The sequence below is a fragment of the Xenorhabdus sp. KJ12.1 genome, assembly GCF_963876495.1.
GTDB classification, from domain to species: Bacteria; Pseudomonadota; Gammaproteobacteria; order Enterobacterales; family Enterobacteriaceae; genus Xenorhabdus; species Xenorhabdus stockiae.
Genome location: NZ_CAWNQH010000094.1, coordinates 189,695 through 205,902, shown reverse-complemented (window position 1 = coordinate 205,902; position 16,208 = coordinate 189,695). Strand labels below are relative to the sequence as shown.

General features: G+C 39.3%; 11 protein-coding genes and 1 pseudogene. 7 read left to right on the top strand and 5 right to left on the bottom strand.

Annotated elements, in window-relative coordinates; translation table 11 throughout:
* The 3 genes from AACS92_RS17460 to pyrB all read right to left on the bottom strand — a co-directional run.
* A partial coding sequence (locus tag AACS92_RS17460) for a trypsin-like serine protease (protein WP_153044753.1) occupies window positions 1-2,497 on the bottom strand: 2,497 nt, incomplete at its 3' end.
* Window positions 2,498-2,519: 22 nt separating this feature from the next.
* On the bottom strand, window positions 2,520-4,307 hold the full coding sequence (locus AACS92_RS17455; protein ID WP_153044752.1) for a hypothetical protein: 1,788 nt from the start codon (window positions 4,305-4,307) through the stop codon (window positions 2,520-2,522).
* A gap of 622 nt (window positions 4,308-4,929) precedes the next feature.
* Complete coding sequence (gene pyrB / locus AACS92_RS17450; RefSeq protein ID WP_099109048.1) at window positions 4,930-5,868, bottom strand: aspartate carbamoyltransferase; 939 nt, start codon at window positions 5,866-5,868, stop codon at window positions 4,930-4,932.
* A gap of 417 nt (window positions 5,869-6,285) precedes the next feature.
* On the opposite strand from pyrB, the gene AACS92_RS17445 reads away from it, so the two are divergent.
* Complete coding sequence (locus AACS92_RS17445; protein ID WP_099109047.1) at window positions 6,286-7,056, top strand: hypothetical protein; 771 nt, start codon at window positions 6,286-6,288, stop codon at window positions 7,054-7,056.
* A gap of 132 nt (window positions 7,057-7,188) precedes the next feature.
* Here AACS92_RS17445 and rnz read toward each other — a convergent pair whose 3' ends face one another.
* Both rnz and rtcR read right to left on the bottom strand, forming a co-directional pair.
* A complete protein-coding gene (gene rnz / locus AACS92_RS17440; protein ID WP_099109046.1) occupies window positions 7,189-8,106 on the bottom strand; it encodes a ribonuclease Z in 918 nt (305 codons plus the stop codon).
* Between the two features lie 11 nt (window positions 8,107-8,117).
* On the bottom strand, window positions 8,118-9,695 hold the full coding sequence (gene rtcR, locus AACS92_RS17435; RefSeq protein WP_099109045.1) for an RNA repair transcriptional activator RtcR: 1,578 nt from the start codon (window positions 9,693-9,695) through the stop codon (window positions 8,118-8,120).
* A gap of 989 nt (window positions 9,696-10,684) precedes the next feature.
* Between rtcR and AACS92_RS17430 the strand changes: the two genes are divergently transcribed.
* From AACS92_RS17430 to AACS92_RS17405, 6 genes and pseudogenes are all read left to right on the top strand, one after another.
* On the top strand, window positions 10,685-11,824 hold the full coding sequence (locus AACS92_RS17430; RefSeq protein WP_241537902.1) for a slipin family protein: 1,140 nt from the start codon (window positions 10,685-10,687) through the stop codon (window positions 11,822-11,824).
* Between the two features lie 11 nt (window positions 11,825-11,835).
* Entirely contained in the window at window positions 11,836-13,062 is a 1,227-nt protein-coding gene (locus tag AACS92_RS17425) for an RtcB family protein (RefSeq protein ID WP_099109059.1), read from the top strand.
* Between the two features lie 24 nt (window positions 13,063-13,086).
* Window positions 13,087-13,884: a nucleotidyltransferase domain-containing protein gene (locus AACS92_RS17420; RefSeq protein WP_193756879.1), complete on the top strand. Its 798-nt coding sequence runs from the start codon at window positions 13,087-13,089 to the stop codon at window positions 13,882-13,884.
* A gap of 24 nt (window positions 13,885-13,908) precedes the next feature.
* Window positions 13,909-14,010 (top strand): annotated as a pseudogene (locus AACS92_RS17415) (RNA 2'-phosphotransferase); the annotation flags it as partial.
* A 137-nt stretch (window positions 14,011-14,147) separates the two neighbouring features.
* The gene (locus AACS92_RS17410; protein WP_099109044.1) at window positions 14,148-14,768 is read left to right on the top strand and encodes a LysE family translocator; all 621 of its coding nucleotides are present in this window, start codon (window positions 14,148-14,150) and stop codon (window positions 14,766-14,768) included.
* Between the two features lie 254 nt (window positions 14,769-15,022).
* Window positions 15,023-15,961: a hypothetical protein gene (locus tag AACS92_RS17405; protein WP_099109043.1), complete on the top strand. Its 939-nt coding sequence runs from the start codon at window positions 15,023-15,025 to the stop codon at window positions 15,959-15,961.
* The last annotated feature ends 247 nt before the right edge of the window (window positions 15,962-16,208 follow it).

Genomic DNA, 16,208 nt, shown 5'->3' with positions numbered 1-16,208 from the left:
CGGTGAAAGTGATGGGTGTCGTACATCCCCAGTCACCATTATCACTGACGACAGCATTCTCACAAATTATGTCTGAGAGGATGTCTGGCGCATCTACCCCTGATGCCCCCCGAGAAAGGGTGAGTTTACGTTTTCTGACGTTAACTGTTTCACCGGGAATATTGGCAGTTCCTGATACTGTCGCAACGGTATCTGAGATGTTTTCCGGGCTTGTAAAGCCAACGTCAGGGGTTTCGATTTCAAAATATGTTCTTTGTAAGAAATCTGACAAAATATGAGGCTCAATATTGAGTCCTAGAGGAATAAACCTGTCCATTACCTCAATATAATAGAGCCCGTCTTTCAATTCAGGAGGAAGCGATAAACTCCAATTTGGAAAATCATGCCTTTTTACAAAATCACTATATTGTATTGGTAGTTCGGAAAAATATTTACCCTCTTTCAATGGGATTTTTACGTAGATATCCTTATCATCTCTATTGCATTGAGGGGAATTTGAAGGTGAATAACTGCTTTTTTTCATGCAGATAGAATATTCTGAAGGTAAAAATATATCATCATTTGAGAGAGTATAACGTTGATCATCACCACCAAAACCAGCGAATTTTTTATTTTTTATATCAGTGGATAAGATTTTTCTTGGTGATTCAATTTTATCTTCTTTATTAAAAGAAGGCATAAAATATCCGCCTTCAGATTCGAAAGAATCATGATACCATAACTTTGGATCACTCGGGTCAACGTTATCCAGTTTTTGTATTGCATTGATATTGACAATCTGTATTGGGATTGAATCAAAATCTTCGTTTGATAAAAAATAATTTCTTAAATGAAAATTATTTTTATCTTGATGGTTATTTTTACAACTTGCATAATAACCGTTAAAAATACAGACTAGTTTTGCATTGTTAGCATAATTTACATTATATTCTAATATTTTTCTATATATGCTTCCTTTTCTATTTTTGTTTGGCTCAACATTTAAAGTGGAATAATCTTCTGGTTTTAAACTAATGCTGACTTGATCGCTGATTTTTTTCTTTTGGGCTTTTTGAGATATAGTTATATTATAGTTGTCATCTTTTCCTAAATTTTTAAGATGAATATCAGACTTTATACTGCATGACCATAGTCCATTCTCACCTGTTTTTATCAAACTTTTATTATCTAACCCAGAGCATAACACGTCCTGTGTATAACTTTCTTTGTCGTATTTACGGTTAGATTTTAATGTCAACTCTATATCAGCATCAGGGGCGGCGTATCCACGTATGGTAAAGTTTTTGGTTAGAACTGTTGATTTATCTGATGGGTAAATAATACCAACCTCTTGTTTTAAACTTGGTATTTTTACTTTTATGGTATCACTTCCCCATGACTTATCATTTTTATTTAACTCTTCAGCTGTAATAGTAACTTCATATTCATTTTTTTCTCTAATGTCTCTAGTAAAATAGGAATCATATGGGATATCACATTTCCATATTCTTTTTACGCCTGTCTTACATTTAGTGCTTTTTTCCTTTTTGTGATCAATAGAGTAATGAAGATAGATCTCTGAATATTCATGTCCCATTCCCTCTACAGATATGCTTGTTTTCCTTTTACTTAAATTTTGACCCCAATCCAGATTATAGATCCATATTTGTTTCATGGCGTTAGAAAACCAATTTTCTAAAGTTCTTTTTTCCTTAAAAGCGGTATCAAGATATTTTCCTGTAACATCTGAAGCAAAAAAGAATGGACGAACTTTATTGCTATCTTTAACTTTAAGAGTATCTTTTGTTGTGGATGCAACACCGATGATTGTATCATGCCAAATAACTGGACCACCAGAGTCTCCAGATTGTATAATTCCTGGCTTTAAATCTTCATTTTCTTTTATAAGAAGACCATGATTTTTTTTAAAATCTACAGCATTAGTGACAATATTAACATCAGCTCTATGCTGTTTTACTTCGGCATTTCTTATCTGATTTCCTGTTGTTGGATCAACTCCCAAATCACCATAGCCATAGATAGAAGCGTTATAATAATTTTTGTCTATTTTTTCATAAGCTTCATCATAGTCAAAAAAACGACGAACATGACCATAATTAGCTAAATTAATAGGCTTATCTAATTTCATTACTCCAAAATCTGCATTCCCAGAATATTCAGTAAAATTGTTATATAATGCAGTGCCAATTACTTTATTTTCATAATTTGAAATTGAATATTTTTCAATGACGTTATTGTCACCCTTGCAATGTGCTGCTGTTAAAACATAGCTTGGAGAGATCAGCGAACCACTACATGAAAAAATATTTTTTCCTGATTTATCTTGAGCACGAATATTTACAACCCAAGGTTTGCATTTACTATCTTTACTATCAATACAGCTTTCTTCTCCTCCAGCAATTGTTTCTATTTTGTGGGGGTGCAATACAGTATCTGAAAATACATTTATACTGTAAGATAATAACGAGAGTATAAAAGAAACTTTAAATATAACCATAACAGCCTCCTGAATGGGGTGATTAATTATTTTTTTCAATACAAGTCATATGGTTATTACCTCCAGTACATTCCAGTGTTTTATCTTTCCTTGCTGGATAATTTTTATTATCAGATGTTTCATGGATAGTAAAAAAATATACTCCTCGTTTAGCATAATATTCATTGTCTGAACTCCAATTTCCTTTTTCATCAGGAGTTATTTCTTCCGATTTTACACCATCAGAAAATATTATTATTTTAGGGTGGAGAGTTTCTTTGAATGCACTGGCTTTTTTATCATTATTAGGCAAGGAAGTTCCATAAATGTGGATAAATCCATTATCGATGATTTCATATTTTACAGAGAAATCTTTTGATTTCAGTATAGTGACTTCGTCATTGCTATTTTTAATGGGAACATCAGGTGTTCCTGTGTTTTTAGCTTTAATTTGTATAAAACCGGCAGGAGCATCACTAATTTTAGTTTGCCAGTTATTTCCAATACGAGAAAGAAGTGGGAGAGCATGTTCACCATTTGAATAGTAGTTTACAATTATATCGAGAGGTGTTTTTTCCGTTACTTTCCCACCAATTACAATCTGTTTAGGATTATCGTCTGTTGAAGTAATAAATTCATTCATAACAGGTTTTGTGATTTTTACCGGACAACGTGCTACACCATATTTAATTTCTTTTTTTTCGGAGAGATTATTTTTCTCTTTCTTATTCTGCTGGAAAATAACAGATGCTTTATAGTAATTAAAACATTTTGCGGTTAAACCTTTAATGCTCCATGTGCCGGAATTAATATCAACATCAGGTGTATATTCTTTTGTTGGCTCAGAAGTATGAGTGTAATCAGGATCATCAAAACTAGAAATTGACACTTTAATTTTTTTAGCATCATTTGGAACTTTAAAATTAACTAAACCGGATATGTCATATTTTCCATCAGGTATAATTTGAGCATCTTTCATTGACGTTATGGTTGCACCACATGGTGGTCCTTTAATAGTAATTCCTGAATTTTCAATACCCTCAATACTAATTTTTCTGGGAGTTAGTTCGCAGTTTATCCAAACTTTTGCCCGCCATTGAGTCCTTTTTTCTTCTATAAGCTTAACTTTATATTTATTTTGGTCAAAATTAGTGACAAGATAAGGTAACGATTCATCTTCCATAAAACCCTGTCCCATAATAGTGATATAATTATTTTGGGCTTGCTCTTGCGGATCAGAGGAAGTAATTTTTGGTGGAGTAAAAACATAATCATCCTTGATATCTATGCTGATACTATAGCCATCCTGAACTAAAATCCCATGATTTAAACAGTCATAGTCTCTTTTGCAAGTAGCGCTGATTTCAAGATTACAATAGCCTATTTTATTAACCGAACTAAGCCATGGATCAAAAATTGATTCTGAATATATTAATAATTGTAAATTACATGTTTTATATGGTTTAAATTTATGATAGGTAGTTGCAGTCCATTCCACGAATTTATTTTCACTATGGCAGCTGAATATTGTATTGTAATCTACGATGTTCTCACTATAACTTTGTCCATTTTGCAAATTTATATATTCAGCCCCATGATCTTTCATGCATTTATCATTAGTTACATGAATTTTTAACATGCCATATTTATTACTGTTTTTAAAGGTTAAATTATATTTTGATGAAAGAATGTTTATATTTTTTACTGAATTTTTACTCTCGTAATTTGGAATGAAGGAATGGTTTGTTAAGCTATTTGCATAGCCTCTACTAAGACAAGAGAGTAATATGGATAGTGTTGTTATATATAAGTTTAATTTATTTATTTTCATATAAAAACCTTAAATAAAAAACATATCACCATGATGATAAGTTAAATCTATGGAGGTTTTTTATTAATATAATTTATAAAAAAATTTAATGGGATACATTGTGGAAAATCTGTAACCGGCCAATTCCATCAAAGGAAAAAGAACCCATACTTAAGTATGGTAAAGCATCTCAATAATGTCCAAGTTTGGAGTTATTTTTTATATTAGTGTGTCCTAATTGGCTTTGATCAACTATCCCACAAATGTAAATTGTGAGCGTAGCAACTACGATATTCCATCAGGATCACATGTGCGCAATTTCATTCTATCCTTTCAGCATGTAAAATTTATCAATGCATTACAGGGATATCTGGCTATAAAAACAATAGTGGGATTTTTAGAGATTCAACCTTTCATTTGATGAATTGAATTACTGGAATAGTATTTGGAGAGGTATTCAATTTTTTGAATCAATGTATGATAGTGTATCATCCTTATGATTAGTCTCTTTTCTTTTTTTCTTTATTTTTTAAGGTCTTTTGAAGAAACGATATCAAAGGGAATTGAGAAGAATAACATTATGGCTAAGGTCTAATTCCCTTAGCCATAAGATTTGTCACTGCTTATTTATGTTAGATGATTATTACTTGATAACAACATTTTCATTCAATACCAGTGATAACAACGCCTGACGAGCATAAATTCCATTACCCGCTTGCTGGAAATAATACGCGTAAGGCGTTTTATCCACATCAACAGTAATTTCATCAATACGTGGCAGAGGATGGAGTACTTTCAGGTTCTCTTTGACACTCACCAAATCTGCCGCACGCAGCACAAACTGGGCTTTGATATTGGCGTATTCAGAAGGGTCAAGGCGTTCTTTCTGAACGCGGGTCATATACAGAATATCCAGCTCAGGCAGCACATCTTCAAAATTGTTGTGAATGCTGTAGCTCACCTGTTTTTCATCCAGCATGTGCAGAATATAGTTGGGCATAGAAAGAGCGTCTGGCGCGATAAAGCAGAAATGGTTGCCCTCAAATTTCGCCAGTGCCTGCGTCAATGAATGGACAGTACGACCATATTTCAAGTCACCAACCATCGCGATTTTCAGGTTATCCAGCTTGCCCTGAGTTTCCTGAATGGTAAACAGGTCTAGCAGCGTCTGGGTGGGATGTTGGTTTGCACCATCACCGGCGTTAATGATCGGGATATGACCGGAAAACTCAGAAGCAAGGCGGGCAGCGCCTTCCTGTGGATGACGCATGACAATCGCGTCAGCATACTGGCTGATAATAGAAATAGTATCGGCCAATGTTTCACCTTTTTTGCCCAATGAGGTGTTGCTGCTGTCAGCAAAGCCAACCACAGAGGCACCAAGCCGCTGGATAGCTGTTTCAAAAGAGAGACGGGTGCGCGTAGAGGCTTCGAAAAAGCAGCTGGCGATAACTTTGTGTTTCAGTAAATCAGTCTGTGGATTGGCTTTCAGGGCTGCTGCCGTCTGCAATACCAATTCAAGATCTGTGCGGCTCAAATCATTAATTGAAATGATATGCTTGCGATATAACGGGTTAGCCATGTTTACATTCCTCTTTTATGACTTTTAGCTTTGGACTGGGCAGACGAAAAAAAGCCCCTCAATTGAGGGGCTTTTTAAATGTTCGGTTAGCAATGGGGAAAACAATACGCCCAAGCTGCCAGTTGGCAGTGCTTCGTTAGATTGGCGTTTTGTAAGGCTGTATTTCATGTTTTCTCCCGGCAAATCGTCGCGCATTATACTCGCGATTGTATTCACTGCAAGATTTGTTGAGAGAATTTTTTGTTTCAAGCAGTGACTCGTAAACGAAGGTGTTGCAGACTATTATCCTCTTCATAATGAGATAAAACTATTTTTTTTCAGTCGCTTTTATAACCGTTTAAAAAATAACTTTCTGTTTAATAATACAGGCTATAATACGTTGTCTTTTATTTTTTCATTAAATAAAGAGGGTAATATATGCCGTTTTCACCACCTTTTAGAAATGAGTTTTTTGAGGGTGATCTTATATATGGTTTAACTAATGAAAGAGAGCGTTATATCAGTAAGTTAGATAATTTTAAAATTGTTAAAAATAGACTCCCTAAATCAACTTCTGGACAAGAGTTTTTTAAACCGACAATGATGAATTATTATTTGATTCCAGTTGAAGAAAGAGAAATGAAGAGTTTTTTAGATAGCTTTCAGAATTCACTAAGAAATAATCGAAGAGCACCTAATGCATGGTTAAGTGAGAAAGCTAATAAATACAAAGGTTATCTTAATGTTGTTGGTTTTCATGAATATGAAGAGTATAAAGAAAGTTTATATTCTTATCTTGAGAAACATGATAAGTATCATACTGTTCTTGAAGAAGGTATAACTAATGACCATGTCACTATAGGAAGAAAATGCAAAGGAGGAATATCATGGGTCACTATGAGTGATTGTCAGCTGACTGAGGATATGCATATACATTTTATACTCGATGAGATAAATATGGCAAAAGTTGTAAATAAATCAGAAGGTTTAAATAACACAAGAAAATCTATAACTGCAAAAGAATTAAGATGGGTTTATAGGAACAGAAATAATAAAAAAGTCGCGAGTAAGATTCAATTCTGGATGGATAAAAAGCCTGTTTTTCCTCCTTGGATTTCAAATGAAGCTCTATGGGGAGAGTATCATCAGCGGAACATACTTAATCGTGATATATCTGAAGAATTTTCTAAATTATTTAATATCAGTTAGTTTAATCCGTCAGGGATAATTTCCCGCCGCTTACGGCGGGATTGTTCATTTTTTAACTCTGCTTTTTAATGTGAAATATAATCGAAAAATTATTCAGGTGAGTTTTTCAGTTAATCTATTCTTATCATGAAACTATTTAACTATAAATACCGAAAAATCCTCGGCTAAATCAGTATTCGAAAATATTTCCCGACATTCAGCCAGTAAACGTGGGCAATCTTCTTTACCATAACGTCCGCTGATATGTGTGGCGATAAAATGTTTTACCTTGGCATCACGAGCCAGCGTTGCCGCTTGTTTGGTGGTGGAATGACCACGTTCATTGGCTTTTTCGGCAAACGCATGTTCCAGAGTGATTTCATGTACCATGACATCAACATCAGCCGCCAGCTTCAGGGCTTCTGGTGTAGGCTCGGTATCCCCGAAAATCGCTAATGATTTGCCACGAACTGGCGCTCCAAGATAATCTTTACCGGAAATTGTCCGGCCATCTTCCAATGTGACCGTATCCCCTTGTTTTAGGGTTTGCATCCACGGGCCACGGGGAATTCCATCCTGAGCCAGCTTTTTGGCATCCAGCGTACCGGGTTTATCATGCTCTTCAATTCGGTAGCCATAACATTCCACACGGTGATTCAGGGCATAAGCAGTGACTTTCATTGTGCCATCATCAAACAGTAATCCGGGTTGTACTTCAATAATTTCCAGTGGATAGGTCAGAAAGGAGCTGCTTAATTGCAATGAAGTTTCCACAAACTGGCGGATCCCTTTTGGCCCGTATAGCGTTAATGGATCAGTAGAGCCGCCCATTGATCGGCTGCATAGTAAGCCGGGCAGACCAAAGATATGATCTCCATGCAAATGAGTGATAAAGATCTTCTCCAGTTTGGAGATTTTAATCGGAGAGTGAAGAACTTGGTGCTGTGTTCCTTCACCGCAGTCAAACATCCACAGTGAACTGCGGATCTCCTGTAAATCGAGAATAAGGCTGGTGACATTGCGTTCTTTAGTCGGAATACCTGCGCTGGTACCCAGAAATTTTAATTCCATATCGTCTTCTCCTAATCTTGCTGAATACTTTCCCAGTCTAAGCCGAATCGGGCGAGATACTTACGTAATCTATCGGCATCATTGGGTTGTTTCTTTTGTTGGCGGGAAACAGCGAAGAGCTTGCGACCGGCCTCCGATAAACTGGCAGATCCCCGGCAAACGCTGATAACGGTTTCTAACTGCTGGCGATCAAACAGATCAATTTCTGCTAAATGATCCGGCAGTAGGGAGGAACTATTTTCTTCTCGCCAGTGTTGTCTGAGGCGGATGATTTCTTCTTCTGCCAAGTGCTGATTGATGCGGCCATTTTCAGCAAACGTTGCCATACGGGCGACTGATGCACTTAATTCACGGAAATTTCCCCGCCACTTGGCTTGTTCTGAGCAGGCAAAACGCAGGTAAATCTGTCGGGCTTCTTTATCAAAACGAACCTGTGTTTGCTGCATTTGTGCATAGCGGGCCAGTTCATAGTCGATGTTTGGTTCAATATCTTCACGGCGCTGAGCCAGTCCGGGTAACTGATAAGTCCACATATTGATACGGGCATATAAATCTTCACGGAATTTTCCCTGAGCAACTCTATCCCGCAGATCCCGGTGAGTGCCGGCAATTAACTGAAAGTCACTGTAAACTTCCCGATCAGAGCCGTACGGCAGGAAGTTTTTTTCTTCAATCGCCTTCAATAACATTGCTTGTTCATCAAGGCCTAACTCGGCCACTTCATCCAGAAATAAAATACCACCATCAGCTTCGCGTAATAGGCCGGTTCGCGGCTGGATTGCCCCTGTAAATGCCCCTTTGACGTGTCCAAACAGTGTAGACATGGCATTATCACCGCGCAATGTTGCACAGTTTACTTCGACAAAACGCCCTTTAAGCAGATGGCGTGATTGGCGGAGTTGATAGATACGGCGAGCCAGAAAGGATTTACCTGCCCCGGTTGGCCCGGTCAGCAGGATCGGTGCTGATGAGCGCAGCGCAACACGCTCAATCTGGTCTATCAGGTGGTTGAAACTGGCATTGCGCGTAGCGATGCCGGATTTCAGGAACGCCACTTGCTCCTGCTGTTCACGCAGAAAGCGGCTGGTTAACGTGGTATAACGGCTGAGATCCAAATCGATAACAGTGTAGATTCCTTCAGGATGGCTATTGCGATCGCCATTTCTGGGTGATGTCTGGATCAGCTGGGCTGGCAGGTAACGCGCTTCAGTTAGCAAAAACCAGCAAATCTGGGCAACGTGCGTGCCTGTAGTGATATGTACCAGATACTCTTCATTTTCAATATCGAAAGGATAGCGCACCGCAAAATCAAGCAGGGCAGTATAAACTTCCTCAAAATCCCACGGATCATCAATCTGGATTTCTTGCAGAACAACCCGGGTCTGTGGGGAGGTTTCTTCAATATCTTCTTTAACTCTTTGCGCCAGACTGTAGCTATCTGCCCGATAGAGTAATTCCAGCCTGTCAATTGGCAGCTCAGGCTGTTGGCATAGCCCAATAGTAGGACGCCATTTTGTCCAGCGATTCGCTTTTTTCCCACGTCTATCTAATGTTGTTCCTAAAACCCCAATAGCAACTCTGCGTTTCATCCTTGCCTCTGTTATTGATTATCTAAATTTATAAAAAACGATATAAAAAGATAAGAAAATCAAATGGCAAAAACAATCGCTGAAAATAGGGAAAAATAAAAAAACTTTAATTTTCATTATGATAAGAAATATTTTTGCCTATTTTCAAAGTTGGCACGGGATTGGCAATAGCTATAAGTGTCAACATGCTGGAATTGCACGGGTTCTGAACCCAGCCGGTACATAAGTAATGGCATGAGGCCATTTCACTGCATGTATTCCGCCAGCGAGGGACGTTTAGCGAATAACACAGGGTTACATTGGGTTCGAGTCCCAAGTTCGCACCATATAAGGGATATGGTCTTTTACTCTCCAAGTAAAACACAAAATAAAATATAGAAGTGAAAACCCCTGTGACTGCCGCTTGAGAGTCACCGCTTTGAAAACTCGGTAGATGATGCTGGGTTAAGGGCAGAATACTGAGCTGCTGCTGTCTGAGTACCGATGTATTTCCCCCTTGGCTTCGCCCTGATGCCCAGTTTTCAGAGTGCAGGGAATGAAAAGGAAAAATAACTATGATGAAGAAAATAAAAATATTGCAGGGACAAATTGGTTTGCTGGCAAAAGAAGGTGAGTACTTACAGGTTTTAACCGCAGGTGAATATCGTTTTAGCGATTGGTTTAACAAACTGCAATTGACGACTTTTAACCTTACTGGTGGCGCAATAGAAGCAAAATTGGCAGAGCATTTACGCCAGTATCATGCCGATTGGGTCGAACAGTATTGTGATGATATCCAGCTGGCTGAAGATGAGATGGGACTATTGTATGAGTATGATTTACTGAATGAAATTATACCCTCTGCAACTCGCCGCCTATATTGGAAAAATAGTGGGTTGCGCCGATGTGAAATCTGTAAAACGACGGAACAGGAGATTTCACCTGAATTAGTCTCCCTGTTGCACGCTGCGAAAACCCATAAACGCACTGTGAAAGGGTTGGATAATATCCTGATTGCTCAGATTTCAGTATGGCAGATCGGTATTCTGAAAATTGATGGCACTGTACAGGAGTTGCTACAGCCGGGTTTGTATGGATATTGGCGTGTTGGCTATGACATCTCTGTGGAAATTGTCGATACCCGTTCACAAGCTAAGGTTGAAGATAATCTGGCTGAATATCTACGTCAGCAGCATAGCGATTGGGTAGACGAATTTTGTGATGGTATTGACATAGCCGATGATGAAATGGGGTTGCTATACGAGCATGCTGTGTTGGTCGAAATTCTGCCTCCGGCAACCCGCAGTTTGCACTGGAAGAATGGAAATCCCCGCCGCATAGAGGTATTGAAATCCTCTGAGCTGGAAGCTGATGCTGAATTGGTTTCACTGTTAATGTCTGCTATGGCGCGAAAACGCAGTGTGAAAGGTTCAGATTGTGTACTGATTACTCAAATCCCGGCTTGGCATGTAGGGATTTTGAAGGTTGATGGAATTGCACAGGAATTATTACAGCCGGGTTTAAAAGGTTATTGGCGTGTTGGGCATGATGTGCTCGTTGAAATTGTTGATACCCGGTTACAGGTATTGGAAATCAGTGGTCAGGAGATACTGACCCGTGACAAGGTAAATCTGCGCATTAACTTATCTGCTAACTGGCGTTATCAGGATGTTCTGATGGCATACGAACAGCTCAGTGATCCAGTTTCATATTTGTACCGCGAGTTGCAATTTGCTTTGCGTGAAATAGTAGGAACGCGCTCACTGGATGAATTGTTGGAGAATAAGCAGGTTATTGATGATCTGGTTGGTGAAAAGATCCAGCAGATTGCCCAGCGTTTTGGTTTGGAAGTGGCATCACTTGGTGTGAAAGACATTATTTTGCCCGGCGATATGAAGACCATTTTGTCACAGGTTGTGGAAGCAGAAAAGTCTGCACAGGCGAATGTTATTCGTCGTCGGGAAGAAACGGCGGCAACCCGATCACTTCTGAATACTGCCAAAGTAATGGAGAACAACCCGATTGCCTTACGCCTGAAAGAGCTGGAAACACTGGAAAGTATTGCGGAACGCATTAATCAGATCTCAGTTTATGGCGGTTTAGATCAAGTATTAAACGGATTGGTACAAATTAAAGGAGAACAAAAATGACGATAACTGAAATGAAAACCAACGCTTATAACTTATTGACTCAGGAGAGCGGTGCTCCGGTAAAAATGTGGACGAATGGGGTGCCGGTTGATCCAAAAGCGATTACTCAATTACAAAATACAGCCAAGATGCCTTTTGTATTTAAGCATCTGGCAGTGATGCCGGATGTGCATGTCGGTAAAGGTTCTACCATCGGGAGTGTGATCCCGACTCGCGGCGCTATTATTCCGGCAGCCGTTGGAGTGGATATTGGCTGCGGAATGATTGCTGTGCGCACTTCATTGGTGGCGTCAGATTTACCGGATAATTTGCTGAATATCCGCCATGCTATTGAAGCTGCTGTACCGCATGGTCGTACTGTGAACCGCGGCGGGCGGGATAAAGGTTCCTGGAATAAGGTGCCGGAAGTGGTGGATCAACATTGGGCAACGTTAGCAGGTCGCTTCAAACATATCACCGATAAATACCCGAAACTGCTGAACACCAATAACCGTCAGCATTTGGGAACGCTGGGAACAGGGAACCATTTTATTGAGCTGTGCCTTGATGAGGCAGATCGCGTTTGGATAATGCTGCATAGCGGTTCCCGTGGAGTAGGAAATGCCATTGGTAATCTGTTTATTACACTGGCGCAGAAAGATATGCAGCAACATATCGCTAACCTGCCTGATCGTGATTTGGCGTATTTTGAGGAAGGAAATCGCTATTTCGATGATTATATGGAAGCGGTGGACTGGGCACAGGACTATGCGCGCCAGAATAGGGAAGTGATGATGCATCGGGTACTTGAGGCGTTATCACGCGAGATACCAAAACCGTTCACAACACAACAAGAAGCTGTGAATTGCCACCATAACTATGTACAGCGTGAGCAACACTACGGTGAAGAGATTTTGGTAACCCGTAAAGGAGCGGTATCAGCCCGTAAAGGCCAGATGGGGATCATTCCGGGTTCGATGGGGGCAAAAAGTTATATTGTCCGAGGGCTTGGAAATGAAGAAAGTTTTTGCTCATGTAGCCACGGCGCTGGGCGTGTAATGAGCCGTACTGAAGCGAAAAAACGCTTTACAGTGAACGATCAGAAACAAGCCACTGCGCATGTGGAATGCCGAAAAGATAGTGATGTCATCGACGAGATCCCGATGGCATATAAAGATATTGATGCAGTAATGGCTGCTCAGTCTTCATTGGTGGAAATCGTGCATACTTTACGTCAGGTAGTTTGTGTAAAAGGTTAGAAAGATCGCAGCAGGAAAAAGAAAATGGAAAGGGAAGCAGAAACAGTCAGCCCGGCAATGCGGGCTCGTATTAAAAGAGAACTGTATAAAATAGAGAAAAAATATGGCGTGCGGATACTGTACGCCTGTGAGTCTGGCAGTCGAGGGTGGGGCTTTGCATCACCGGACAGTGATTATGATGTGCGATTCATTTATGTTCACCCCGTGGACTGGTATCTCAAAGTGGAACCTGGGCGGGATGTGATTGAACAGCCGATAAATGATGAGCTGGATATCAGTGGCTGGGAGTTGCGCAAGGCTTTAAAACTATTGAAGCAGGCTAACCCGACTTTGATGGAATGGCTGGATTCTCCCGTCATCTATCATGCAGATGCGGCTGCAACTAATGGGCTGAAAGCGATGGTGCCGCATTTTTTTTCGGATATTAAAGCGCGTTATCACTATCTTTCAATGGCGAAGAAAAACTTCAGGGGTTATTTGCAGGGCGAGCAGGTTCGGCTAAAAAAATACTTTTACGTATTACGTCCATTACTGGCTGTGCGTTGGATTGAGATGGGTAAAGGCACTCCTCCCATAGATTTTGAAACGCTGGTGGCGGGTACAGTTTATGATCCTCAATTGAAAGCAGAAATTGCAGATTTACTGCGAATTAAACGAGCTGCCAATGAAGCAGAATATGGTTTGCGCAAGCCGGGAGTCCATGCATTTATTGAATCAGAACTGAATGAGGCAGTAGTGCGTTGTGAGCTGAAGGATAATCGTGAACGCAATCAGGATTTACTTGATAGTTATCTGAAGCGTTGGGTAATGAAAAATAGATAAAAACGCCGATTACTGAGGGAAAACATGGATCATATCGATACTAAAACCAGCAAATTTTTAAGTTACGTATTGCGTCATCAGCCTGAATCCATTGGTCTAACACTGGATAGTGAAGGCTGGGCGGATAATGTATGAACAGGGAATTAAATTCCATCAGGCCGAGAACGGTGTCTGGTTGACAAAGGCGGTTCCTGTCGAATATATCAGTATGAAGTAACATCATAATTAAACATGTTTATGCACACCTAACTCTGGAGATAAAAATGACAGTTTTGGATTCTCTATTGGCATTCATGATTGCTGCTACGTTATTGACATTAACTCCCGGTCTGGATACAGCTTTGGTTTTAAGAACCGCCGCGGCGGAAGGTGGCAAAAAAGCCTTTCAGGCCGCTCTTGGAATTGATGCCGGATGTTTTATATGGGGAGCGATGGTGGCATTTGGCTTGGGTGCATTGATCGCTGTATCTGAACTGGCATTCAATATTCTGAAATGGTGTGGAGCGCTGTATTTATGCTGGTTAGGTCTTCAGATGATCTTTCGCCCTAATACCGATCTTGGTGGTGTGAATACTTCTTCGGTTAAAGCGTCGAACTGGTTTATCAGGGGCATGCTGGGAAATGTACTGAACCCAAAAGTAGGTGTGTTTTATGTCTCTTTCTTGCCTCAGTTTATTCCTCAGGGGCATTCACCCATGATCTGGACATTTGGCTTAGTTGCTATTCATGCCGCACTGGGTACGATATGGTCACTGATTCTGATTTTTGCCACACGTCCGCTTTCCCATGTGTTAAAGCGTGGTAATGTCATCAAATGGATGAACCGGGCGACAGGAGGATTATTTCTGTTTTTTGCGGTTAAATTAGTATTTAGCCGGCGTTGAAACTTCGTTGAGCTTAGGTTGATATTTGTATTCTACAATATATTTATGTTCGAAATATTATCCATTGTCTTTTGAGTTTACAATCTGAAAGACAATGGACATAGCTTATTAAAGTGACTTTCCATTTTAAACAAACCTTGTGTTTTTCTGACCATTTGGTGGGGTTATTCTATATTTAAATTAATTGATTATTATATTTCTCATTATCACAGTTATAGGAATGGTATAAATATAATAAATGAGGAGATAATTAAATGAATGTTACTTTTCGCACATTTGATATTAAAATATCTTCTGGAGATCCCAGAAGGACGGATAAATTTTATTATAATGGTAGACAGCAAGTCACATTGGTTATTAATATTATAAAACAAGTGGATGGTGTCGATACGCCATTAACTGAAGACGAAAAGGAGAGTGTGACGCTAGCGAGTAAAAAGCATCCCAAAACTCCTCTCAGCTCTCCCTGGTTCTGTGATAAAGTAAAGAATCAGTATGATGAAGGAATTAGGGGAGAAGTAATAAATAGTAATACAATCAATGAGAATAAAAGTAAGCAGGGAGATACAAATCCAGAGACTATTTATCGCTATTTTCGGGCGGAAGCAAGTGATAAAATGGAGCTTGTAGCGACAGTGACCATTAATGGAAAAATATACTCTTCCAGCACACAAGATGATAAAGTAGTAACAATATTACCCCGTGCACCGTATAAAGTAGATCATCGTGAACTTAAGTTAGAACAAAAAATAGCTTATTTAAATGAATTTGAAACCAGAAATTATATAAGTATTAGTTTTTATTCTTGGGGACTACCAGATTCATTATACATTAAAGAATATAAAGTTCTTTGTTTTAAATACGAGGCTATTCCTGAAGGTGGCATTATAGGTCGTAATTTGCCTGGTGAAGATCCTGCACGAATGAGTGTCATGTTAAAAAGGGATATTTTAGATATTCCAGTTAAGAGTTTAATAAGAACGGAAAACGTACCGGGTGGAGATACTATTTTACATTTTCCCATTAAAAATAATGAGTTCAGAGCAACTCTTGGATTTTGTGATAATCGCGTTCATCACGAAAGAAAAATAAATGCGGGCTGTATGGCCGAGATAGTGGATAATTTTGGATGCCGTCATACTTTTCTAGTGGAAACAACCAACGACTTTAGTTCATTATATCTTGTTGACTAAGCCGATATCTGTTGAGACGCCGGTTGCTAAGATGCTGGCGTCTATTTTAATTTCCACTTATAGACATTTCGTCTTTCAAGTTGTTTCTATGTTTATATTGGCTGCACTCACTTACCCTAGTTACCGTATTTATAAACATACGATTATCTATGCTCCGGAGATTACTGAGAGGCTCCAGTCTCTCACTGGAGCTCAGCCTTTGGCCGGGCAAATTCGTACCTGACGAATTTGTTTCTCCCTTGCCGCC